Below are 22,089 nucleotides of genomic sequence, written 5' to 3' on the forward strand. Positions count from 1 at the left end.
CGTGTTCGCGGACGCCCGGCTGACCAATCTGATTGCCAACCTGCTGGCTTTGCTGGCGGTGTTGGCCATGGTCGCGGGCGCCCTGGCCTGGGTGGTCCGGCGTCCTTACTTCTCGATCCAGCAGATCCAGCTGGCCCCGATGGCCGGCGCCAGCCTGCAGTACGTCAGCCCTTCCAGCCTGCAGACGGCGCTGGCCGGCCAGGTGCGGGGCAACTTCTTCCTGCTGGACCTGGATCAGGTGCGCCACCGCATCGAAACCGTGCCCTGGGTGCGGCATGCGGCGATCCGCCGGGTCTGGCCGTCCACCCTGCTGGTGCGCATCGAGGAACAGCAGCCCCTGGCGCTCTGGAATGAAAACCAGATGATCAATACCTGGGGCGAGGCCTTCACCGCCAACCCCGGCGAATTGCCGGACGACCTGCACCTGCCGCAATTGAACGGGCCCGGCAATTCCGAACGCCTGGTCGTGCAGCGCTACGCCGAGATCGCCCGCTGGTTCGCGCCCCTGGGCCTGAGCGTGCGCGAAGCCACGCTGTCGCCCCGCTATGCCTGGGAAGTGTCCCTGTCCGACGGCGTGCGGCTGACGCTGGGCCGCGACCCGGCCGCCGACGTGGCCGACCCGCACGGCCGCTCCGGGGCCTTGCCCTTCGCCGCCCGCATTGAACGTTTTGTCCAGGCCTGGCCTGCGCTGTCCCAGCGCCTGGGCAACCGAATGATCGCCAGCGCCGATCTGCGTTATCCGAACGGATTCGCCATCACGCTGGCCCCTGAAACTTCTGCCTCTTCCCGATCGCCCAAACCATGACCCGTGACATCAAAGACCTGATCGTTGCACTCGACATCGGCACCAGCAAAGTGGTGGCCGTCGTGGCCGAGATCCTGCCCGACGGCGGCTTCGAGGTGCTCGGCCTGGGCCAGCACGAGTCCGAAGGGATGCGCAAGGGCGTCGTCGTCAACATCGAGTCCACCGTGAACTCCATCCAGCGGGCGCTGGAAGAAGCGGAGTTGATGGCCGACTGCAAGATCCGCGAGGTCTACACCGGCATCGCCGGCAGCCACATCACCAGCTTCAATTCCAGCGGCATGGTGGCCGTCAAGGACAAGGAAGTGACCGCCACCGACGTGGCCCGCGTGATCGAGACGGCCAAGGCCGTCAACATCCCCACGGACCAGCAGGTGCTGCACGTGCTGACCCAGGAATTCATCGTCGATGCGCAGGAAGATATCCGCGAGCCCATCGGCATGAGCGGCATGCGCCTGGAAGTCCGCGTGCACATCGTCACGGGGGCGGTCAGCGCCGCCCAGAACATCGTCAAGTGCGTGCGCCGCTGCGGCCTGGAAGTCCAGGACCTGATCCTGCAGCCGCTGGCCTCCAGCCTGTCGTGCCTGACGGCGGACGAAAAGGAACTGGGCGTGGTGCTGGTGGACATCGGCGGCGGCACCACCGACATCGCCATCTATACCGGCGGCGCGATCCGCCACACCTCGGTCATCCCCATCGCGGGCGACCAGGTCACCAGCGACATCGCGGCCATGCTGCGCACGCCCACGCCGGATGCCGAGGAGATCAAGCTGCGCTACGGCGTGGCCAAGCAGATCCTGGTCGATGCCGACGAAATGATCGAGGTGCCGGGGCTGGGGGATCGCCCCAACCGCAGCGTCAAGCGCCAGGCGCTGGGCGCGGTGATCGAGCCGCGCATGGAGGAATTGTTCGGATTCGTGCAGCAGGTGGTGCGCGAGTCCGGTTACGAAGAACTGCTGTCGTCCGGGGTCGTGCTGACCGGCGGGACGGCGCTCATGCCGGGCATGGTCGAACTGGCCGAGGACGTGTTCCTCAAGCCGGTCCGGGTGGCCGTGCCCATGTATGAAGGCAGTCTGGCCGACGTGATGCGCAATCCGCGCTTTGCGACGGTGATGGGTTTGCTGACCGAGGCCCGCATGCAGCGGGCGCGCGGTCGCAAAGTGGCGCAACAGAAGGGAGCGGTCAAGTCCATTCTGACGCGCATGAAGGAATGGTTCATGAACTGACCCGTCTTTAGAGACGGGCAGCCATGGATCATCAGGGGATTGTTCTGTTTTTCCGTATGTGAGGGAGTCAACCATGATGAATTTTGAAATGCTGGATACCAGCAGAAACGGGACGGTGATCAAGGTGGTCGGCGTCGGCGGGGCGGGCGGCAATGCCGTGGCCCACATGATCCATTCGGGGGTCCAGGGCGTGGAGTTCATCTGCGCCAACACGGATTCCCAGGCCTTGCTGGCCAGCGAGGCCCCGGTGCAGATCCGCCTGGGCCGCTCCGGCCTGGGCGCGGGCGCCAAGCCCGATCAGGGGCGCGCGGCCGCCGAGACGGCCCGCGAGGAAATCCGCTCGGCCCTGAGCGGCGCGCACATGGTGTTCATCACCGCCGGCATGGGCGGCGGCACCGGCACGGGCGCGGGTCCGGTGGTGGCGGAAGTCGCCAAGGAACTGGGCATCCTGACGGTGGGCGTCGTGACCAAGCCGTTCGTGTTCGAAGGCAACAAGCGCATGCGCCTGGCCGAGGAAGGCATCCGCGAACTGTCCCGTCACGTGCATTCGCTGGTCGTGGTGCTGAACGAAAACCTGTACGAGCTGATGGACGAGGACGCCACCCAGGAAGACTGCTTCCAGGCGGCTGACGACGTGCTGCACAACGCCTGCGCCGGGATCGCCGAGATCATCAACGTCGAAGGCAATGTCAACGTCGACTTCGAGGACGTCAAGACGATCATGGGCGAGCAGGGGCAGGCCATGATGGGCACGTCCATGGCGGGCGGCCCCGATCGCGCGCGGATCGCGGCCGAGCAGGCGATCGCCTGCCCGCTGCTGGAAGGCGTCGATCTGCACGGCGCGCGCGGCATCCTGGTGAACATCACCGCCAGCCGCTCGCTGAAGATGCGCGAAACCCGCGAGATCATGGACACCATCCGCAGCTATGCCTCGGAAGACGCCACTGTGATCTTCGGCACGGCCTATGACGAGACCATGGGCGAGAACCTGCGCGTGACCGTGGTCGCCACCGGCCTGGGCGCCTCCGTGACGGCTTCCAAACCGACTCTGGTGCCTCACCCGGTCGAAGCGCAGCGCACCGGCACCGACAATCAGCCGATCCACATGGGTCATGATTTCTCGGGGACGGACGTTCCTTCGGTCATCCGCAATCCGCGTTCCAACGCCTCGGCCCAGGTCCGGGCCCTGGAGGGCGCCGGCATGGATCATTTCGACATTCCGGCATTCCTGCGTAAGCAGGCTGACTGATCGCCGACCGATCGACAGGCCTGTATTACCTCACATCGCGGCTGCTGTCATGCCGGTCGCGGCGCCTGGCGCATTCGCCCCTTCCCCTGGGGGCGGGTGCGCCTTCGCATGTCGGACACGCTTGCACACTTTGTTTTCACAATTAACGTCGTGGAAAACCCCTAGAACCGTTACAATGCTGGAATTAGCCATGCCTGCCCCGTTCGCGGTCGCAGGGCGGCTGCCAGACACGAACGCTCATGCTCTTACAGCGCACCCTCAAACAGTCGATCTCCACCAAAGGCGTTGGCCTGCATTCCGGCCGCCGTGTGGAAATCACGCTGCGCCCCGCCGAGCCCAATACCGGGATCGTGTTTCATCGCGTCGATCTGCCCGAAATCGTCGACCTGCCCGCCCGCGCCGATGCCGTGGGCGACACGCGCATGGCTTCGGTGCTGCAGCAGGGCTCGGTGCGCGTCTCCACCGTCGAACACCTGATGTCCGCCCTGGCGGGGCTGGGCGTCGACAATCTGCACATCGACCTGGATGCCGAAGAAGTGCCCATCATGGATGGCAGCGCCGGCACCTTCGTCTATCTGCTGCGCAGCGCCGGCCTGCAGGAACAGCCTGCCGCCAAGCATTTCATCCGGGTCCTCAAGCCCGTGGAAATCCGCGAGGGCGAAGGCCCGGCCGCCAAATGGGCGCGGCTGGAACCCTACGACGGCTTCGCGCTGTCGTTCTCCATCGATTTCCGTCATCCGGCCATCGACTCCACGGCCAGCCGGGCCGAGGTCGATTTCGCCCGCGACTCCTACGTCAAGACCATCGCCCGGGCGCGCACCTTCGGCTTCGCCAGCGAAGTCGAAGCCCTGCGGTCCATGGGCCTGGCCCGGGGCGGCAGCCTGGACAACGCCATCGTCATGGACGAATACCGCGTGCTCAATGCCGATGGCCTGCGCTACGACGACGAATTCGTCAAACACAAGATCCTCGATGCCATCGGGGATCTGTATCTGGCTGGCAAGCCCCTGGTGGCTCGCTACGTGGCCTGCAAATCGGGCCATGGCCTGAACAATCAGCTGGTGCGGGCTTTGCTTGCCCAGCAGGATTGCTGGGAGCTCGTCAGCTACGATTCGCCGGAAACCGCGCCGGCGGCCTATACCCGCGACTGGCAGTTCGCCTGAACTCCGGATCAGCGGCGGTGATGCCGCAGCAGTTTTGCAATGGCGTCGGCCAAAGGGCTGGGGGCCAGCTGCTGCCGCAGGTCCTCGAACGACTGCAAGGCCTGTTCATTCAGGGGCTGGGTTTCCCTGAGGGGCTTTCGTGTCTCGTCAAGGCCCGGGGCGGCGTCGATCCGCACGACAATCGTATCGACCGGCCAGCCGGCTTCCCTCAGCTTGCGGGCGGCGTCGTCGGTCAGCTGGCGCAGGCGGGCGGCGTGCGCCGGGCCGGGAACCATGATCGTGATCTGGTGTCCATCCATACGGGCCACCCGGATGCGGCGGCCCAGCGCGGGCGGCAGAATGCGGGCCAGCGCCGCCTGCAGGGCCAGCAGTTCGTGCGCCGTGCGCAGCAGGCGCGAACCCTGGGGGTGGTGGCTCAGCCAGTTCAGGGCCGGTATCCCGGACGAGCGGCTGCGGTGGTGCGAGGCCGATGACATGAAGGAATGAATGGATGAAAAGATGGATCAGAATACCAGGGCCGGAGGCGGGCAAGCCGTCTGGACATTCTAGCGTGCGGCTGGCGAAGGCCAGCGCGCTGGCGCTGGCCCTGGCGCTGGCCGCCTGGGGCGGCGCGCAATGGCAGTCCTGGCAGACGCGCGGGCTGGACGCCGACCAGCGCCAGGCGCTGGATGCCCGGCTGCAGCAGGAATCCGCCACCTTGCAGGGCAATCTTGCCGGGCTGGCCGGCAAGGTCGGCGAACTGCAGGGCCGGGTGCTGGCCATGGAAGCCGTGCGCAGCCGGATCGCCACGGCGGCCGGCCTGAACTACAGCGCGCCGGAATTGGCGCCGGCCGATCGCATGACGGCGGACGGGCGGCCGCAGGCCGATGCCTCGCAGGTTCTGGACGACATTCCCGAACAGGACGCGGCGCTGCCCTCGATCGGCTCGGCCGAACAGCTGGGGCGCCACATCGATGCCCTGGGCCAGCGCCTGGAGAACCAGGAAGACGCCTATGCCCTGGTGGACGCCGCCCTGTCGAAGCAGGCCGGTTTCCAGGCCAGCCTGCCGACCCTGTCGCCCGTCGACTACCCGGCGCTCAGCTCTTCCTTCGGCTGGCGGCGCAATCCGGTCAGCGGCCGCAACACCATGCACGAAGGCCTGGATTTCGTGGCGCCCCGGGGGGCGCCGATCCGGGCCGCATCGGGGGGGCTGGTGGTGCGGGCCGGCACCCAGCACGGCTACGGCAAGATGGTCGAGATCGATCACGGCAATGGCCTGCGCACGCGCTATGCGCATGCCTCCAGCCTGCTGGTCAAGGCGGGCGACATCGTGCGGCAGGGCGACCTGATCGCCCGGGTCGGCAGCACCGGCCGGTCGACGGGCTCGCATCTGCACTTCGAGATCCGCATGGCCGATTACCCGCTGGATCCGATGCTGTTCATCCAGCCCCGCAGGCAGCCCCTGGAGGCTTCCGCCCCCACGCGCCTGGCGGCCACCGAAGGCGCGGTCAAAGCGGGTGGCCCCCAGCTGCGTTAAACTGCATCGTTTACCTGCGGTCACTGTTCAGTGACCGTACCTGACAATCTTCCGGTTGCCGGTCCCGCCCGACGCAGGACCGGCCCGCAGCGACGACATACTATGGTTTCTCTGCTCAAAAAAATCATTGGCAGCCGTAATGACCGGCTGCTGAAGCAGTACCGCAAGCAGGTCGCACAGATCAATGCGCTCGAACCTTCCATGCAGGCGCTGTCCGACGACGAGCTGAAGGCCAAGACCGCCGAATTCCGCCAGCGCATCGCCGACGGGAAATCCCTGAATTCCCTGCTGCCGGAAGCCTTCGCCGTGGTGCGCGAATCCAGCAAGCGGGTCTTCGGCATGCGCCACTTCGACGTGCAGATGCTGGGCGCCATCGCGCTGCATAACGGCAAGATCGCCGAAATGCGCACCGGCGAGGGCAAGACCCTGATGGCCACCCTGGCGGTCTACCTGAACGCGCTGCCGGGGCGCGGCGTGCACGTGGTGACGGTCAACGACTACCTGGCCCGGCGCGACGCCGAGTGGATGGGACGCCTGTACAGCTTCCTGGGCATGACGACCGGGGTCGTGGTGCCGCAGCAGGAAAACGAGGAAAAGCGCGCCGCCTACCAGGCCGACATCACCTACGGCACGAACAACGAATACGGTTTCGATTATCTGCGCGACAACATGGAATTCCGTCCGGAAGACCGCCGTCAGCGCAGCCTGGCCTATGCCATCGTGGACGAGGTCGACTCCATCCTGATCGACGAGGCCCGCACGCCTTTGATCATTTCCGGCCAGGCGGAGGACAACACCGAACTCTACGTGCGCATGAACGCGGTGCCGCCGCTGCTCACGCGCATGGTGGAAGAACCCAAGCCGCACGAACCCGAGCCCGAAGGCGATTTCTGGGTTGACGAAAAGGCCCAGCAGGTCCACCTGTCCGAAGCGGGGCAGATCAAGGCCGAACAGATCATGTCCCAGCAGGGCATCCTGCCGGAAGGCGAATCCCTGTACGATCCGCGCCATATTTCCCTGATGCACCACCTGCTGGTGGCGCTGCGGGCGCACAATCTGTTCCACCGCGACCAGCAGTACGTGGTGCAGGACGGCGAGGTCGTGATCGTGGACGAGTTCACCGGCCGCCTGATGGCCGGGCGCCGCTGGTCCGACGGCCTGCATCAGGCGGTCGAGGCCAAGGAAGGCGTGCGCATCCAGAACGAAAATCAGACGCTGGCCTCGATCACGTTCCAGAATTATTTCCGCATGTACGACAAGCTGTCGGGCATGACCGGCACGGCCGATACGGAAGCCTACGAATTCCAGGAGATCTACGGCCTGGAAACGGTCATCATCCCGACCAACCGGCCGATGGCCCGCCAGGACCAGAACGACCAGGTCTTCAAGACGGATGCGGAAAAATACCAGGCGATCCTGGCGGACATCATCGATTGCCACAAGCGCGGCCAGCCGGTGCTGGTGGGCACCACCAGCATCGAAAATTCCGAACTGCTGTCCAATGCCCTGAAAAAGGACGGTCTGCCGCATGACGTGCTGAACGCCAAGCAGCACGCCCGCGAGGCCGAGATCGTGGCCGAGGCCGGCAAGCCGGGCCACATCACGATCGCCACCAACATGGCGGGCCGCGGGACCGACATCGTGCTGGGCGGCAGCGTGGACAAGCAGGTGGATCTGGTGCGCGCCGATCCCGACCTCGGTCCGGAAGAAAAAGATGCGCGCATCGCCGCCATCCGCGCCGAATGGGCGCCCGCCAACGAGGCCGTGAAGGCCGCCGGGGGCCTGCGCATTATCGGCACGGAACGCCACGAGTCGCGCCGCATCGACAATCAGCTGCGCGGCCGCGCGGGCCGCCAGGGCGATCCGGGCTCGTCGCGCTTCTACCTGTCGCTGGACGATTCCCTGATGCGCATTTTCGCGGGCGACCGGGTCCGCGCCATCATGGACCGCCTGCGCCTGCCGGAAGGCGAGCCCATCGAAGCCCGCATGGTGTCGCGCTCGATCGAATCCGCGCAGCGCAAGGTCGAGGGCCGCAACTTCGACATCCGCAAGCAATTGCTGGAATACGATGACGTGGCCAACGATCAGCGCAAGGTGCTGTACGGTCAGCGCAACGAGGTGCTGGAATCGGCTTCGGTGGCCGACACGATCGCCAATCTGCGCGATGCCGAGATCACGGCCGTCTTCCGCCGCTACATTCCAGAGGAAACGATGGAAGAGCAGTGGGACGTCCCGGGCCTGCAGACGACGCTGGAATCGGACTGGGCGATGCCGATGCCGCTGGCGGACATGCTGGAAAAGGAACCCAATCTGACGGACGATGATCTGCTGGAACGGGTTCTGGCCGAGGCCAAGCGCCTGTACGACGAAAAGGTCGCGCTGGTGGGGGCCGAGGGCTGGGGGCCGTTCGAGCGTTCCGTGCTGCTGCAGGCGCTGGACAGCAACTGGCGTTCGCACCTGGCGTCGCTGGATCATCTGCGCCAGGGGATTCATCTGCGCGGCTATGCGCAGGTCGACCCGAAGCAGGCCTACAAGCGCGAGGCATTCACGCTGTTCTCGGACATGCTGGACCGGATCCGCAACGAGACGATCCGGGTGCTGATGACGGTGCGCATCCAGTCGGCTGAACAGGTGGAGGTCGAGGAACCCGCTTCTCCGGCGCTGGAAAACGTGCGCTATCACCATGCGGATTACGACGCGGCGCTGCGCGGGGACGATCCGGGTCTGGATCAGGCTCCCGGCGCTTCCGGCGGAGTTCCGGCGGGGGCGGTGCCCCGGGTGGGGCGCAATGATCCTTGTCCATGCGGCAGCGGGAAGAAGTACAAGCACTGCCACGGGAAGCTGGCGTAGTGCTCAGGAAGGCCGGGATTTGATCCCGGCCTTTTTTCTTGCAAGCGGCGCTTCTCTGATTGGGTGTTTCTCAGTCGGGTCTGGGTGGTGTTTCTGCGGACGTCTCCGGTAGGGCTTGAAGGGTCCTTACCTAGACCTCGGCAGCGTCCCGGGGTGGTTCCGGGGGCTGGTCGTCCGGTTCCGGCCGCGCCGGAACTTCCCGGCCGCCAGGCCATTTCCGGGGCGCTCGCCAAACTCGCGGGGTGGTCAGTCCCCCGGACTGACCACAAGCGTCCCGCTCAAACAGTGGCTCGCTTGCCTCCCCTCCAATGGCCTTCTGGCCGGCGGACTCCAACAGCCCCCGGAACCACCCCGGGACGCCGCCTGCCGATGTTTGGGCTGCTACAAAAGAAAAATTACAGCAGAAACACCGTCGCCAGCCCCAGGAACAGGAAGAAGCCCAGCGAATCAGTCGCGAAGGTCAGCAGCACCGACGACCCCATGGCGGGGTCCTTGCCGAAGCGGTCGCGCAGCAGCGGGATCATGACGCCCAGGGTGGCGCCGATCAGCATATTGCCCACCATCGCCGCCATCATCACGCCGGCGATCGCGTAGGAATCCGAAATCATCCAGGCGAACGTCGCGGCGACCAGGCTGCCGCAGGCGCCCACCATGAACGTCACCTGAAGTTCGCGTTTCACCAGCGGCCAGATGTTGGCGCCCGTCACGCGGCCGGTCGCCATGGCGCGGATGATCATGGTCATCGTCTGGTTGCCCGAATTGCCGCCGATCCCGGCGACGATGGACATCAGGAAGGCCAGGATCACGATGTGGCTGACCGTGTCCTCGAAGCGCGAGGCGACCAGCGAGGCGATCGAGGCCGTGCACAGATTGACCAGCAGCCAGGGCGCGCGGTTGCGCAGCGCCGACAGGACGGGGGCGAAGATGTCCTCTTCCTGCAGGCCGGCGCGGGACAGTTCCTGTTCCTGGGAGTCTTCCTGCAGCACGTCCACGACCTCGTCGATGGTGACGCGGCCGATCAGGCGGCCCTGTTCGTCCACCACGGGGGCGGACACCAGGTCGTAGCGTTCGAAGGCGCTGGCGGCGTCGGCGTCCGAATCCATGGGATTCAGGCTGAGCACGTCGGGTTCCATGACGGCGTTGACCAGAGTCTCGGGTTCGCTGAGCAGCAGGCGCGACAGAGACAGGGTGCCGCGCAGCTGGTCGGCGCGGTCCACGACGAAGATCTGGTCGGTGTGGTCGGGCAGTTCGTGCAGGCGGCGCAGGTAGCGCAGCACCACTTCCAGGGTGATGTCCTCGCGCACCCGCACCATGTCGAAGTCCATGATGGCGCCGACGGTGTCTTCCGGGTAGCCCATGGCGGCGATCAGCTGGGCGCGTTCGGCGTCGGTCAGGCCTTTCTGGACTTCGGCGATGACGTCGGGGGGCAGATCGGGCGCCAGGTCCGCGATCTCGTCGGCGTCCATGTTGCCGGTGGCCGCGATCAGGTCCTCGTGGTCCATGGACTCGATCAGCGATTCGCGGACCCAGTCCTCGACTTCCAGCAGCACGTCGGCGTCGTATTCCTGGCTGACCAGCTGCCAGACGACCTGGCGCTGCGTGACCGGCAGCGATTCCAGGATGAAGGCGATGTCGGCCGGGTGCAGGACGTTGATGATGTGCCGGATCTCGTCCTCGTGCTGGCGCTGCAGCATGCCTTCCAGCAGGTTCGAGCCGTCCTCGTCTTCCGTGTCGTGCTGGCGCTGGGCGAGCGCGTCCACCACTTCCTGGCGCTTCAGGATGGACTGCAGTTCCTGCAGGGCCAGCTGGGCGTCTTCCGGATCCAGGCGGCGGGGGATCACGACGGGAGTTGCGGGCTCGAGCACCGGCTGATCGGCCATGGCGTCCTCAGATCGGCGGCAGGGGGCGGCTGTGGCGCTGTTCGTCGGTGGCCACGTAGGTCAGGGTGGCCTCGGTGACTTTGACGACTTCGGCTTCCAGGCGCTGGCGTTCGGCGTAGACCTCGACCGACACCGTGACCGAGGTGCGGCCCGTGTGGGTGATGGTCGCGTAGAAGCTGAGCAGATCGCCGACGAACACCGGCTGTTTGAAGGTGAAGGCGTTCACGGCCACGGTGGCCACGCGCCCCGCGGCGCGGCGGGTGGCCGGGATGGACCCGGCGATATCGACCTGGGACATGATCCAGCCGCCGAAGACGTCGCCGTGGATGTTGGCGTCGGCCGGCATGGGCATGACGCGCAGCACGGCGGGGTAATTGTGCGGGGGCAGAGTAGTTGACATGGCGTCCTCGACAGGTGGGCGGCGCGGGCGGCCGACCCTGATACCGGGCGTATTTTACGGCAAGCGCATGGGGAAAGTCCGACGCGCCCAGGCTTGTCCCGGCATCGTTTCGCGGGGCTGCCCGGGGGGCTGCGAGGCTTATGCGGCGGACAGGTAGCGCTGCGCGAGCAGGACCCAGTAGGCGGCGCCCAGCGGGATCAGCTCGTCGTTGAAGTCGTAGCTGCCGTTGTGCAGCGTGCAGGGGCCCAGGCCGTGGCCTGAGCCGCGGTGATCGCCGTCGCCGTTGCCGATCCAGATGTAGCACCCCGGACGGGCCTGCAGCATGAAGGCGAAATCTTCGGCGCCCATGGAAGGGCGCACGGCGGCGCGCACGTGATCGGCGCCCACCAGCTCGTTCAGCACCTGGGTGCAGAGGGCCGTTTCCGCCGGGTGGTTGACGGTGGCGGGGTATTCGCGGCTGAAGTGGAAATCGGCCGTGCAGCGCAGGGCCGCGGCCAGGTGCTGCGTGAGGTCGCGCATGCGCGATTCGATCAGGTCCAGCACCGGCGTGGATAGCGTCCGGACCGTGCCGCGCAGCACCGCCTGATCGGGGATGACGTTGTCGGCCGATCCGGCGTGGATCTGGGTGACGCTGATGACGCCGGCGTCCAGGGGGTCCTGGTCGCGGGTCAGGATGGTCTGGAAGGCCAGGGTCAGCTGGGCGGCGGCCACGACCGGGTCCACGCCCAGATGCGGCATGGCGCCGTGGGCGCCGCGCCCCTGCAGCGTGATCTGGAAGCGATTGCTGGAGGCCATGATGGGGCCTTCGGTCAGGCCGAAGGTGCCGACCGGTAGCCCAGGCCAGTTGTGCATGCCGAAGACGGCGTCCATGGGGAACTGGTCGAACAGGCCGTCTTCGATCATCCGCCGGGCGCCGCCCCCGCCTTCTTCGGCGGGCTGGAAGATCACCTGCACCGTGCCGGGGAAATCGCGGTGTTGCGCCAGGTAGCGGGCGGCCGCCAGCAGCATGGTGGTGTGGCCGTCATGGCCGCAGGCGTGCATGACGCCGGGGTTGCGGCTGGCGTGGGGAAACGTATTGGCCTCGGGCATGGGCAGCGCGTCCATGTCGGCCCGCAGGCCGATGGACCGGCCCGCCCGCGCGCCGGCGATGCGGCCCACGACCCCGGTTTCCCCCAGGCCTCGCTGGGTCTCGATGCCCCAGGATTCCAGCAGGCGGGCCACCGTATCGGCCGTGCGGACTTCCTGGAAGGCCAGTTCGGGCCAGGCGTGAATGGACCGTCGGATGTCGGTCATGTCGGGCAGCCAGCTGCCCAGAGTGTCGAGGATCGCTTGTTTCATAGATGTCGGGTGATGAGTGCATCCAGGGCCAGGGCGATGTGCGGGTTGGCGGCGATGACGTAGCCGCCCTGGGGCCAGGGGTCCTGGCGGCGCAGGTCTTCGCAGACGCCGCCGGCGGCCCGGACCAGGGCGGTGCCCGCCGCGACGTCCCAGGGAGCCAGGCCCATTTCCCAGTAGCCATCGTAGCGCCCGCAGGCCGTCCAGGCCAGATCCAGCGATGCCGCCCCCATCCGGCGCACGCCGCGCGTCTGGTGCATGGCGTCCAGGAAGCCGGGCATGTATTGCGGTTCGAAGGAAAAATCCCGGAAGGGGAAGCCGGTGGCCAGCACGGACTGGTCCAGCGATTCCGTGTCGGAGCACTGGATGCGCCGGCCGTTGAGCCAGGCCCCGATGCCGTGCAGGGAGGAAAACAGTTCCTGGCGGTTGGGATCGTAGACGACGCCGATCAGGGGCGTATCCTGCGGCAGGGGCGTCTGGCCGTCGGGTTTGCAGCCCATGTGCCCGATCAGGGCGATGGACACCGCATAATGCGGGATGCCGCTGAGAAAGTTGGTGGTGCCGTCCAGGGGGTCGATGCACCAGGTGGCCTGGCTGCCCGGCTCGCCGCCGGATTCTTCGGCGATGATGCCGACGTCCGGGGTGCGTTCCTGCAGGATGGCGATGATGGCCTGTTCGGCCTCGCGATCGGCCTGGGACACCAGGTCGTTGCGCTGCTTGGTGTCGATGGTCAGTTCGCCGCGGTGCAGGGCATGGGTTTGTAAAATGGCTGCCGCTGCATGCGCGGCCGTGACGGCGGCGTCCAGATAGTCGGCCGACAGGAGATGCGGTGTCAACATGTCAGTATCGTTCCTGTGCTGCGCCCATGAGACCGCCAGCCGGCCTGCGTGGCGTGTTTCATTGTACGTGAGCATCCAGAGAGTGTCCCGCCATGTCCGGCCCTTATGAAAGACTGATCCCCGCCCGGTGGAGCGAAACAGCGCAGGGCGTCCCGCGCAGCGAGCGCTATGGCGACGCCTACCATGGCCATGCGGGCGCGGTGGCCCAGGCCCGCCACGTCTTCCTGCGGGGCAATGGCCTGCCGCGGCGCTGGCAGGGGCGGGACGCCTTCACGATCTGCGAGACCGGCTTCGGCCTGGGGCAGAATTTCCTGACGGCCTGGCAGGCCTGGCGCGACGATCCGCAGCGCAGCGCCCGGCTGCATTATCTGGCCTTCGAGGCCCACCCCTTCGCCGTGCCGGACCTGCGCCGCGCCTGGGACCGACTGCCCGGCGACATGCAGCCGCTGGCCGACGAACTGGCGGCCTGCTGGCCGGCCCTGCTGCCGGGGCTGCATCGCCTGGACCTGGCGGGCGGGCGCGTGAGCCTGACGCTGCATTTTGGGGACATCGGGCGCACCGCCCGCCAGGCCCAGGCCACGGTCGATGCCTTCTTCCTGGACGGTTTCGCGCCTCGGGTGAATCCCGAGATGTGGACGCCCACGGTCTTCGGGCAGTTGCGGCGCCTGGCCCGGGCCGGGGCGACGGCGGCCAGCTGGTGTTCTGCCGGCCAGGTGCGGCGCGACCTGCGCGATGCCGGGTTTCTCGTGCGCAAGGTCCCGGGGCTGGCGGGCAAGCATGAAACGACGGTGGCCGTGCTGCGCCCCAATCTGGGGGCGCCGGCGTCCTTGCCGCGCCGCCAGGCCGTCGCCGTCATCGGCGCGGGCCTGGCGGGGGCGGGGGTGGCCCAGGCCCTGGCCTTGCGGGGGCATGAGGTGCAGGTCTGGGATCCGTTCTGCGCGCTGGACGTGGATGCGGAAATCCGGCGGCGGGGCGCCGCCGCCCTGGTGCCCGCCCTGAGTCCGGATGACGACACGCGCTCCCGCCTCAGCCGAGCGGGCCTGGAGCGCGCCTGGGCGCGGTGGCGGGCGCTGGACGGGGACGCACGGCCCGATCCCTGCGGGGCCCTGGTCTGCGCGCAGACGGAAGACCAGGCCGGGGCGCAACGGCGGGCCTTGTCGCGGTTGCAGTTTCCCGGGACCTGGGTGCGCTGGCTGGATGCGGCCGAGGCCGGCCGCCAGGCGGGCGTGCCCCTGAAGCACGGCGGCTTGTGGTTCCCCCATGCCTTGCGCGCCTGCCCCGGCGCGCTGATTGCGGCCCTGCTGTCGCAGTCCGGCGTCGCGCGCCATGCCGCGCGGGTGGGGCGCCTGCAGGCCGCGCCCGGGGGCGGCTGGGCGCTGCTGGCCGACGACGGCGCCGTGCTGGGGCGAGCGGACCAGGTCGTGCTGGCCAATGCCCGGGATGCCGGGCCGCTGCTGGCGGCCTGCGCCCCGCTGTCCGGCTGGCCGGTGCTGTCGGGGGTGACGCCGCTGGCCGGGCAGGTCAGCCTCTATCCAGCGGCGCCGTCCGATTCGGGGATGCCGTCGTGCGTCCTGTCGGGCGACGGCTATTGCCTGCCTCCCCGCCACGGCTGGGCCGTGGCGGGCAGCACCTATCGGCCGGGCAGCGTCGACAGCGTGGCGGATGCGGACGGGCATCGCGAGATCCTGGCGCGGATCGGCGCCTGGCTGCCAGCCGGGGTCCCGCCCTGGCTGGGGCGCGAAGCCCCGCTGGGCTGGGCGGGCTGGCGGGCGGCAACGCGCGACCACCTGCCCATCATCGATGCCGTGCCGGGATTGCCCGGCGTCTGGCTGGCGTGCGCTTACGGGTCCCGGGGACTGAGCTGGTCGGCGCTGGCCGGCGACCTGATCGCGGCCCGGCTGGACCAGGAGCCCTGGCCCATCGAACGTGAACTGCAGCACCGGATTCGCGTGCGCTGAGGCCGGCCGGACGGTGTTGCGCAGGCAAAACTGCCCGGAAATCGGGCGCGGCCGGCATTTTTGAGGCCGGCACCGCAGACGGATTTTATTTTATGGCGCAAATCCGTCAGAATAATGTCTTTTACAAGACTCATGTGGGCGCATCGCCCAGAGGATCACGCTGTGTCGCCCACCATCGAATTGGCGGACCAACTGTTCGAGACTGGCCCGGTCACCACGACGTCGTCCTGCGTCGAATGGGCCTACCGTTCTGATGAATGGTGCTTGCGCATCGAAGCCCACGCGCCCGGCGTCTTTCGCCTGCGCTGCGGCCCGCGCGCCTGGCTGGAACCCGGGAAACCGACGGCCCGCGCTCAGCGCCAGGCCGATATGCTGCTGGCTCGCCACGAGGCCGTCGGCGAATTCGACTGCCAGTCTCCCGAACCCGGGGTCTGGCGCCTGACGCAGGGGGATGCCTGCCTGCGGATCGGCGGTTCCGAACCCTCTCTTCAGCTGCTGCGCCAGGACCTGCGCGTGGCGCATGCCCGGGTGTCTTTCCAGCCCGCCGCGGAAGACGACGGCGCGCGCCTCTGGTCGATCGACTGGTCCCTGGGCGACACCGAAGGCCTGTTCGGCCTGGGCGAAACCCAGGGCGATCCCGACCGGCGCGGCAGCCTGCTGGTGTCGGATCGGCTCGCCGACCGGTGCCTGCCACTGGCCTGGACGCCGGGCGGCTGGGGGGTGGCGGCCAATACGCTGGACCGTGTCGAACACGATATGCGCACGCCCGGCAGCTACCGGATGCAGGTGCGCGGGGCGGGGCTGGACATCTTCCTGTTCGTCGGCGAGCCGTCCGAAATTCTCAATCAATATACGGCCCTGACCGGGCGCGCCGGCCAGCCGAATCTCTGGCCCATGGGCGTCTGGCTGGACCAGGCCGCCGGGCAGACGCCCGACGACAGCCTGCAGCAGATCCGCAGCCTGCGTTCGCAAGGCCTGGCGCTGGACGTCCTGCGGCTGGCCGACCCCGCCATCGTCGGCTTCCAGGCGGACAAGCCGGTCTTCGAATGGTCCGACCGCGTGCCCGACTGGCGCGCCCTGGCCGCGGCCGCCGGATCCCTGGACATCCACCTGGCCGGCAGCGCCATCCCGGGCGTCCTGCGGGGCACCGCCCTGTTCGAGGAATGGGAAGACCGGGGCTGGCTGCTGTGCGACGAAAATGGGGCGGCCTGGGTATGTCCCGGCACGCCGGCCTCGGGCGGCCGGCCTTTCGGGCTGCTGGACCTGACGCACAAGGACGCCGCCCGGCTCTGGACCGAACGCCATCAGCAGGCGCTGGAAGACGGCCTGGATGCACCCGTCTGCCAGGCGCAGTTCGACTTCCCGGCGGATGTCGAGGCCCGGGGCGGCGAAACGGGCGCCGTGCTGCGCACCGCCTATCCGCACCTGGCGCGGCGCGCCCTGTTCGACGCCGTGGCCGGGCCGCGCACGCCTCAGGAAGGCGTCATGCTCAGCCGCGACCTGTTTCCGGGCGTGCAGCGGTTCGCCTGGCAGCAGGGCCCGGACGTGGACAATACCTGGGAAGGCTATGCGCGCACCCTGCGCGCCGCGCTGTCGGTCGGCAACAGCGGGGTGGCCGTGCAGACTCACGGGCTGGGCAGCGCATCGCATGCGGTCGGGGACATGTCTCCGGAACTCTATCTGCGCTGGCTGGCGATGTGCGTGTTTTCCGCCAATTTCAGCTTCCAGGGCCTGCCCGGCCTGATGCCGGACGCATTCGACGCGGACACCCGCGCCGTCGTCAAACATTGGCTGCAGTGGCGCTATCGCCTGCTGCCGTACGTGGCCGGCATCATCGACGACGCCGTGCGCACCGGCCTGCCGGTGCAGCGGTCCATGGTGCAGGCCTATCCGGACGATCCGGATGCGCATGCCTGGGATACCCAGTATCTGCTGGGGCCGGCGCTGCTGGTCGCGCCCGTCATGCAGCCGGGGGGAACGACCGAGGTCTACCTGCCCAAGGGCGATGCCTGGTGGGACCTGAGCACGGGCTGGCGCTACGAAGGCGGCACCCGCTGGAGCCTGAGCGCCGGGCTGGATGCCCTGCCGGTGTTCGGCCGGGAAGGGCATATGCTGTGCCTGGGGCCGGCGGCCCAGCACACCGGCGAGATCAATTCCGCCCGCATCCTGGAAGAAGTCTGGATGTTCGGCATGCCGGAACACAATCCGGTCGTCATGCGCAACAAGATCCGCGTGATGCAGATGCAGGGGTCCAGCTACATCAAGGGGCTGGAAGGCCTGAAGATCCTGCCGTCCGAAGGGCTGGAGGTCAAGCGGCGCGGGGCGGAAGTGCGGATCTCACGGGCGCGATGATTCGGTGACCGGCACTTCGACGCGCAGGGCGGGGTTGAATGCCGGGTTCTCGTTGATCCCGTCGCGGCAGTAGCCCCGGGGGTTGCACAGGACCCGCGTGCCGCGCACGACGTAATCGAAGCTGTCGTGCGTATGGCCGTGCACCCACAGGCAGGCGCGGCCCATCAGCCCCGTGCAGTCGGACACGAAGCCCGCGCTGATCAGGGAATCCTCGAAGCGCGGGTGGACGCTGCGCAGGCTGGGCGCGTGGTGCGTGATGACGACGGTCGGCCCGTCGAAAGGTTCGTCCAGCATCGTGTCCAGCCAGTCGTATTGCTGCCGGAACAGGGCCGCCGCATCCTGCGGCGTGAAGCGCGAGCCGTCGCCGTTGCGGATGACCTGGAAGTCCCGCATGAATTGCCCGGTCTGTTCCATGGCATGGTCGCGCTGGTCGGTGCCGAACAGTTCGAAATCCGTCCACAGCGTGGCCCCCAGGAATCGCACCCCGTTGATGACCGCGGCCCCCTGGTCCAGCAGTTCGATGCCGTACCGGGATGCGGTCTGCGCCAGCTGTTCCCGTATTCCCGGGATGTCCCCGCCATAGAATTCGTGGTTGCCCGGCACGTACAGCACCGGCCGCGGGATCCGCGCCGCCCATTCCATGGCCGCCTGCGGGCGGGCGATGTCGCCCGCCAGGATGGTCACGTCGGCCTGGAGGTCGGGCAGGGCCAGGCCCTGCATGCTGAGGTGCAGGTCGGATACGATGTGCAGCCGCAGCGCTGCGAGATCATGGGACTCTGACATGAAGATCGGTCCTTTTTAGGCCGCTTGACGGGCTTTTCATATGATGTCAAAATTTAATGCTTCGTTGGGTCGTTAGCTCAGTCGGTAGAGCACCGGACTTTTAATCCGTTGGTCGCGCGTTCGAGCCGCGCACGACCCACCAACTCCCTCCTTGAATTCGTGCATCGCCGCGCATTCATCATTGCGCCGAACGGGCCGCCCGGCCCGCGATTGATTCGGTCGTTCCCGCGCTCTACTTTCCGCAAGCCCGCTTGAAGCAGCAAGCAGTGCTCATGGACATTCTGCGTCCAGAATCAAGGCGTGTGAATATGGATTTCCCCGCATTCCGATCGGGGAATTCCCGGGGCGACGAAGGCGGCTTCGGGCCGCCGCCCTGTCCGTCGGGCCGCTTGTCGTGTATTTCTGCGCGGCCCGCCGGGCGGGCGTCTCGCCCGGTCAGCAGCTGCCGATGCCGTCAGCGGCCGATGCCGTGGCCGTATACCAGCCGGCCGCCCAGCCAGCCGCCGATCGCCAGCGCGGCGAAGCCGAGCGCGTCGAGCGCCAGCATCAGGGTGTCCGGGGGCAGCGGCCGCAGGTGATCCTGGCCGATCAGCAGCCGGGCGGTGAAGAGCGCGAAGGCGCTCAGCATGATGCCCATGTGCCAGTAGGTATCCCGCAGCGCGGGCCCGTCGGGGACCCGGGCCAGCTCCATGAGTCCGGCCGTCATGGCGGCCAGCGCCATGAGACAGCCGACCGCCAGCAGCCCGGCGGACCATTGCCAGGCGTGTTCGCCGAACCACAGGCCGGCGAAGTCGCTCAGGGTGGCGAGCGACCAGCAGGCGATGGGGAAGTGCACCAGCGCCGGATGAAGGGGATGGCGCATGGCGTTACAGGACGATGCTCAGCAGGGTCAGAAAGCCGATGACGGCCAGCGCCGCGTGCAGGATCACGACCGCCTTGGGCGGCAGGCGCTTGCGCAGGTGGAAGGACGCCAGGAAGAACCCGCCCAGCGCGGCGATCAGGAGCAGGATGAAGCCGATCAGCACCTGCTGGACGGCATTGCCCTGCACCAGCATGGTGATCAGCAGGATCAGGCCGACGGCGCCCAGCAGCGCGTGCAGCACGGACAGGGCCCAGGGCGCGAACTTGTCGCGCAGGACATGGGCGGCAAGAATCAGGCCGCCCACGGCGGCGATGGCAAAGACCAGTAGGGTTGCGGTCAGCATTTGAGTATTCTCCTGATGGAATCGTGGCCGGGTGCGACGTGTGTTCCTCCGGCCTCGACCAATAGATGCGGGATCGCCCGCATCCGTTTCATGTCGGCCGCCCGCTATCGCCATCCAAGGGGGCGCCTTGTAGAATCGGGATGCGCCGGCATGCAGCCGGAGAGGATTCCATGGCACTGAAAGATCATTTGTGCGGGCCGCGCCTGGGCGGCGCGGCGCGCGGCCGCCCCCGGAGCCGCCGATGAAGCGGCGCGGCGCGGTCCTGCTGTGCGTCTGGTGCCTGCTGATGGCGCTGACGGCGGTCGCCGTGGCGTTCTGGCAGTGGCAGCTTCTGAGACAGCGCTTCGAACAGGAAAACATGGTCCTGCTGCGGCAGGCCTCCCAGCTCGTGGGCCAGCATGATGCGCACCTGACGGCCTTGTCCGCCGTCGCGCTGGCGCCGGACGATCCGGGCCACCGCCTGTTCCTGGAGGTCGCCCAGACCGTGCATCGCTATTACCCGCGGATCCTGGAGATCTGGCTGGTCCCCCTGTCCGATCCCGCCGCGACGATCGGCATCGGGCCGCCGGACCGGGCGGCCTGGACGGCCGTGCGCCGGGCCGCCCTGGCCACGGTGGACCAGCAACTGGCGCTGCTGCCCTATCCCGGGCGGCCCGGCAGCTATCTGCTGGTCAAGCGCAGCCCCAATTCCCCGGATGCCCGGTACGGGCTGGCCCTGGGCATCAACATGGCGGAACTGATCCAGGACGGCGACGGCTACTGGGAACAGGATCAGGCTTCGAAACGCCTGATGCTGCCCGGCGAAGACGCGGTGGGCGGCCCGGAAGGCGGCTGGCTGAGCCTGCATTTCGCCCAGCCGCTGAGCAGCGGCTCGCAGCCGCTCGTCCTGGACACGGCGCTGCGGATACAGCCCGCCGCCTTGCTGGATCCCGCGGTCCTGGCCCTGGCGGCCTTGCTGGTCAGCATGATCTATGGCGCGATCGTGCTGATCCGGCAGAGCCATGCCCGCACGCGGGCCGCGCTCGAGCAGGTCCGGGTCAGCGCCCTGGATTCACGGCTGGCCCATGCGCACCGGGTCAATGCCATGGGCGAAATGGCCAGCGGCCTGGCGCACGAACTGACGCAGCCGCTGACTTCGATCCTGGCGCTTGCGCAGGCCAGCCGCAGGCTGGTGGCGCAGGGCGATGCGTCCCGGGCGACGCAGGCGCTGGACGACGTGGTGGTCCAGGCCAAGCGGGGCGCCGCCCTGCTCGAACGCTTCCGCCACTGGTCGCGCCCCCAGAACCAGCCGCCCGCCGTGGTGGACGTGCGCCGCGTGCTGGATCATGTCCATACCCTGCTGGCGTCGGAGCTGGCCTCGCGGGGAGTGCAGTTGCGGATCCAGGCGCCCGACATCCCCGTCGGCATTCGCGCCGATGCGGTCCAGATGGAACAGGTGGTCTTCAACCTGCTGCGCAATTCGCTGGATGCCGTCGGCGTCCCGGACGGCGAGCCCAGGATCGACGTGACGCTGTCCCGGGTGGGCGACCGGGTCACCCTGCTGATCCGGGACAACGGGCCGGGCGTGCCGGAGGGCTTGCGGGCGCAGCTGTTCTCGCCCTTCGTCACGGGCCGCGAGGGCGGCACCGGCCTGGGCCTGGCCCTGTGCCGGCGCCTGGTCGAAGGGGTGGACGGCGAGATCACGCTGGTCGATGAAGGAGCCGCCGCCGGGGCCTGTTTCCGCGTCGAGTGGCCCGCCTGCCCGTTTCCGAGGCGCGCCAAGGGAGATGAAGATGGCTCATCCCGTCTATCTGGTGGATGATGACGACGCCGTGCGCCAGGCGCTGATGCTGCTGCTGTCCACGGTCGGCATCGAAGCGCAGGGCTTCGCGGATCCGCAGCGTTTCCTGGCGCAGCGCGGGCGCCTGGCGCCCGGCTGCCTGGTGCTGGATATCCGCATGCCGCAGGTGTCCGGGCTGAAGCTGCAGCAGCAACTGGTCGACGATGGCCTGGACTGGCCGGTGATCATCATGTCCGGCCATGGCGACATCGAGGCCTGCAGGAAGGCCTTTCGCCAGGGCGCCGTCGACTACCTGTCCAAGCCGATCGATGAGCAGGATCTGATCGACGCCATCCAGAAGGCGCAGGACATCCTGACGGCGCGCCTGCGCCGCCAGGCCGAACTGTCGGAACTGCGGGCGCTGCTGCAGGCGCTGACGCCGCGCGAACGGCAGATCCTGGACCGTGTCGCGGCCGGCTATACCAGCCGCGAGATCGCCGACGGACTGGGCGTGTCCGCGCGCACCGTGGAAAGTCATCGCGCGGCGATCGGCGCCAAGCTGGGCACGACCTCGCAAGTCGAAATGACGCGCCTCTGGCTGGAAGGGCAGGGCCTGCTGCCCGCCGCGGAGCCCCGGCGGGACGCCTGAGCGACGCCCGGTTCCGGCGCGAATCTCCGTAGATCTACGGAGATTCGCGCCAGGCCTACGAATTTCGCCGGAGCAGCGGCGGTTCTAATATCTCTCCCACTACTTCACCCCCTGGAGAAATCA

Annotated in this window: 18 protein-coding genes and 1 tRNA gene; 11 read left to right on the forward strand and 8 right to left on the reverse strand. The window is 67.9% G+C overall.

Translation table 11 applies throughout. The features are described 5' to 3' along the window. The first annotated feature begins 1 nt into the window (after nucleotide 1). The 4 genes from Q0263_RS03635 to lpxC all read left to right on the forward strand — a co-directional run bounded on the left by Q0263_RS03635 (nucleotide 2) and on the right by lpxC (nucleotide 4,440). Nucleotides 2-805 (forward strand): cell division protein FtsQ/DivIB, encoded by an 804-nt coding sequence (locus Q0263_RS03635; protein ID WP_298013427.1) that lies wholly within the window; start codon nucleotides 2-4, stop codon nucleotides 803-805. Next, entirely contained in the window at nucleotides 802-2,028 is a 1,227-nt protein-coding gene (ftsA, locus tag Q0263_RS03640; protein ID WP_298013429.1) for a cell division protein FtsA, read from the forward strand. The genes Q0263_RS03635 and ftsA overlap by 4 nt, the downstream gene beginning before the upstream one ends. A 73-nt stretch (nucleotides 2,029-2,101) precedes the next feature. Continuing rightward, nucleotides 2,102-3,277, forward strand: a complete 1,176-nt coding sequence (gene ftsZ, locus Q0263_RS03645; RefSeq protein ID WP_298013430.1) for a cell division protein FtsZ — start codon at nucleotides 2,102-2,104, stop codon at nucleotides 3,275-3,277. A 239-nt stretch (nucleotides 3,278-3,516) separates the two neighbouring features. Continuing rightward, nucleotides 3,517-4,440 carry a UDP-3-O-acyl-N-acetylglucosamine deacetylase gene (gene lpxC, locus Q0263_RS03650; protein ID WP_298013432.1) on the forward strand — a complete coding sequence of 308 codons (924 nt, stop codon included), beginning with the start codon at nucleotides 3,517-3,519 and terminating at the stop codon, nucleotides 4,438-4,440. 8 nt (nucleotides 4,441-4,448) lie between these two features. Here lpxC and Q0263_RS03655 read toward each other — a convergent pair whose 3' ends face one another. Continuing rightward, on the reverse strand, nucleotides 4,449-4,916 hold the full coding sequence (locus tag Q0263_RS03655) for a DciA family protein (protein WP_298013434.1): 468 nt from the start codon (nucleotides 4,914-4,916) through the stop codon (nucleotides 4,449-4,451). Between the two features lie 74 nt (nucleotides 4,917-4,990). Between Q0263_RS03655 and Q0263_RS03660 the strand changes: the two genes are divergently transcribed. Both Q0263_RS03660 and secA read left to right on the forward strand, forming a co-directional pair. After that, the gene (locus Q0263_RS03660) at nucleotides 4,991-5,956 is read left to right on the forward strand and encodes a M23 family metallopeptidase (RefSeq protein ID WP_298013436.1); all 966 of its coding nucleotides are present in this window, start codon (nucleotides 4,991-4,993) and stop codon (nucleotides 5,954-5,956) included. Nucleotides 5,957-6,058: 102 nt separating this feature from the next. Further along, nucleotides 6,059-8,806, forward strand: a complete 2,748-nt coding sequence (gene secA / locus Q0263_RS03665; RefSeq protein ID WP_298013438.1) for a preprotein translocase subunit SecA — start codon at nucleotides 6,059-6,061, stop codon at nucleotides 8,804-8,806. 395 nt (nucleotides 8,807-9,201) lie between these two features. Here the strand turns inward: secA and mgtE are convergent, their stop codons facing one another. From mgtE to Q0263_RS03685, 4 genes are all read right to left on the reverse strand, one after another. After that, nucleotides 9,202-10,686, reverse strand: coding sequence for a magnesium transporter (gene mgtE / locus Q0263_RS03670; protein ID WP_298013440.1), 1,485 nt, complete (start codon nucleotides 10,684-10,686; stop codon nucleotides 9,202-9,204). A gap of 7 nt (nucleotides 10,687-10,693) precedes the next feature. After that, nucleotides 10,694-11,086 (reverse strand): acyl-CoA thioesterase, encoded by a 393-nt coding sequence (locus tag Q0263_RS03675; protein ID WP_298013441.1) that lies wholly within the window; start codon nucleotides 11,084-11,086, stop codon nucleotides 10,694-10,696. A gap of 138 nt (nucleotides 11,087-11,224) precedes the next feature. After that, entirely contained in the window at nucleotides 11,225-12,424 is a 1,200-nt protein-coding gene (locus Q0263_RS03680) for a M20 aminoacylase family protein (protein WP_298013443.1), read from the reverse strand. Beyond that, on the reverse strand, nucleotides 12,421-13,260 hold the full coding sequence (locus Q0263_RS03685; protein WP_298013445.1) for an inositol monophosphatase family protein: 840 nt from the start codon (nucleotides 13,258-13,260) through the stop codon (nucleotides 12,421-12,423). Before Q0263_RS03685 ends, Q0263_RS03680 begins: the two co-directional genes overlap by 4 nt. A 92-nt stretch (nucleotides 13,261-13,352) precedes the next feature. Here Q0263_RS03685 and mnmC point away from each other — a divergent pair, with 92 nt between their 5' ends. After that, nucleotides 13,353-15,218, forward strand: coding sequence for an FAD-dependent 5-carboxymethylaminomethyl-2-thiouridine(34) oxidoreductase MnmC (gene mnmC, locus Q0263_RS03690; RefSeq protein ID WP_298013447.1), 1,866 nt, complete (start codon nucleotides 13,353-13,355; stop codon nucleotides 15,216-15,218). A gap of 264 nt (nucleotides 15,219-15,482) precedes the next feature. Then, nucleotides 15,483-17,570 carry a glycoside hydrolase family 31 protein gene (locus Q0263_RS03695; protein WP_298014193.1) on the forward strand — a complete coding sequence of 696 codons (2,088 nt, stop codon included), beginning with the start codon at nucleotides 15,483-15,485 and terminating at the stop codon, nucleotides 17,568-17,570. On the opposite strand, the gene Q0263_RS03700 is transcribed toward Q0263_RS03695, so the two are convergent. Then, entirely contained in the window at nucleotides 17,556-18,353 is a 798-nt protein-coding gene (locus tag Q0263_RS03700; protein ID WP_298013449.1) for a metallophosphoesterase, read from the reverse strand. The two genes, Q0263_RS03695 and Q0263_RS03700, sit on opposite strands and share 15 nt — an antisense overlap. Before the next feature lie 66 nt (nucleotides 18,354-18,419). Between Q0263_RS03700 and Q0263_RS03705 the strand changes: the two genes are divergently transcribed. Continuing rightward, nucleotides 18,420-18,495 (forward strand) — tRNA-Lys (locus tag Q0263_RS03705). A gap of 312 nt (nucleotides 18,496-18,807) precedes the next feature. On the opposite strand, the gene Q0263_RS03710 is transcribed toward Q0263_RS03705, so the two are convergent. Together Q0263_RS03710 and Q0263_RS03715 are read right to left on the reverse strand one after the other, a co-directional pair. Beyond that, a complete protein-coding gene (locus tag Q0263_RS03710) occupies nucleotides 18,808-19,215 on the reverse strand; it encodes a DUF2231 domain-containing protein (protein ID WP_298013451.1) in 408 nt (135 codons plus the stop codon). 4 nt (nucleotides 19,216-19,219) lie between these two features. Further along, a complete protein-coding gene (locus Q0263_RS03715) occupies nucleotides 19,220-19,558 on the reverse strand; it encodes a hypothetical protein (protein ID WP_298013453.1) in 339 nt (112 codons plus the stop codon). A 241-nt stretch (nucleotides 19,559-19,799) separates the two neighbouring features. Here Q0263_RS03715 and Q0263_RS03720 point away from each other — a divergent pair, with 241 nt between their 5' ends. Both Q0263_RS03720 and Q0263_RS03725 read left to right on the forward strand, forming a co-directional pair. Further along, a complete protein-coding gene (locus Q0263_RS03720; RefSeq protein WP_298013455.1) occupies nucleotides 19,800-21,359 on the forward strand; it encodes an ATP-binding protein in 1,560 nt (519 codons plus the stop codon). Beyond that, a complete protein-coding gene (locus Q0263_RS03725) occupies nucleotides 21,331-21,966 on the forward strand; it encodes a response regulator (RefSeq protein WP_298013457.1) in 636 nt (211 codons plus the stop codon). The genes Q0263_RS03720 and Q0263_RS03725 overlap by 29 nt, the downstream gene beginning before the upstream one ends. Nucleotides 21,967-22,089 lie beyond the last annotated feature (123 nt).

It is taken from the genome of uncultured Castellaniella sp. (assembly GCF_937988725.1).
GTDB lineage: Bacteria > Pseudomonadota > Gammaproteobacteria > Burkholderiales > Burkholderiaceae_B > Castellaniella.

What these genes read in the sequence shown, in the direction of transcription:
- ftsA (WP_298013429.1), top strand. Translation starts at nt 802, where the DNA reads ATGACCCGTGACATCAAAGACCTGATCGTTGCACTCGACATCGGCACC.
- ftsZ (WP_298013430.1), top strand. Translation starts at nt 2,102, where the DNA reads ATGATGAATTTTGAAATGCTGGATACCAGCAGAAACGGGACGGTGATC.
- lpxC (WP_298013432.1), top strand. Translation starts at nt 3,517, where the DNA reads ATGCTCTTACAGCGCACCCTCAAACAGTCGATCTCCACCAAAGGCGTT.
- Q0263_RS03655 (WP_298013434.1), bottom strand. Translation starts at nt 4,916, where the DNA reads ATGTCATCGGCCTCGCACCACCGCAGCCGCTCGTCCGGGATACCGGCC.
- secA (WP_298013438.1), top strand. Translation starts at nt 6,059, where the DNA reads ATGGTTTCTCTGCTCAAAAAAATCATTGGCAGCCGTAATGACCGGCTG.
- mgtE (WP_298013440.1), bottom strand. Translation starts at nt 10,686, where the DNA reads ATGGCCGATCAGCCGGTGCTCGAGCCCGCAACTCCCGTCGTGATCCCC.
- Q0263_RS03675 (WP_298013441.1), bottom strand. Translation starts at nt 11,086, where the DNA reads ATGTCAACTACTCTGCCCCCGCACAATTACCCCGCCGTGCTGCGCGTC.
- Q0263_RS03680 (WP_298013443.1), bottom strand. Translation starts at nt 12,424, where the DNA reads ATGAAACAAGCGATCCTCGACACTCTGGGCAGCTGGCTGCCCGACATG.
- Q0263_RS03685 (WP_298013445.1), bottom strand. Translation starts at nt 13,260, where the DNA reads ATGTTGACACCGCATCTCCTGTCGGCCGACTATCTGGACGCCGCCGTC.
- mnmC (WP_298013447.1), top strand. Translation starts at nt 13,353, where the DNA reads ATGTCCGGCCCTTATGAAAGACTGATCCCCGCCCGGTGGAGCGAAACA.
- Q0263_RS03700 (WP_298013449.1), bottom strand. Translation starts at nt 18,353, where the DNA reads ATGTCAGAGTCCCATGATCTCGCAGCGCTGCGGCTGCACATCGTATCC.
- Q0263_RS03710 (WP_298013451.1), bottom strand. Translation starts at nt 19,215, where the DNA reads ATGCGCCATCCCCTTCATCCGGCGCTGGTGCACTTCCCCATCGCCTGC.
- Q0263_RS03715 (WP_298013453.1), bottom strand. Translation starts at nt 19,558, where the DNA reads ATGCTGACCGCAACCCTACTGGTCTTTGCCATCGCCGCCGTGGGCGGC.
- Q0263_RS03720 (WP_298013455.1), top strand. Translation starts at nt 19,800, where the DNA reads ATGAAGCGGCGCGGCGCGGTCCTGCTGTGCGTCTGGTGCCTGCTGATG.
- Q0263_RS03725 (WP_298013457.1), top strand. Translation starts at nt 21,331, where the DNA reads ATGGCTCATCCCGTCTATCTGGTGGATGATGACGACGCCGTGCGCCAG.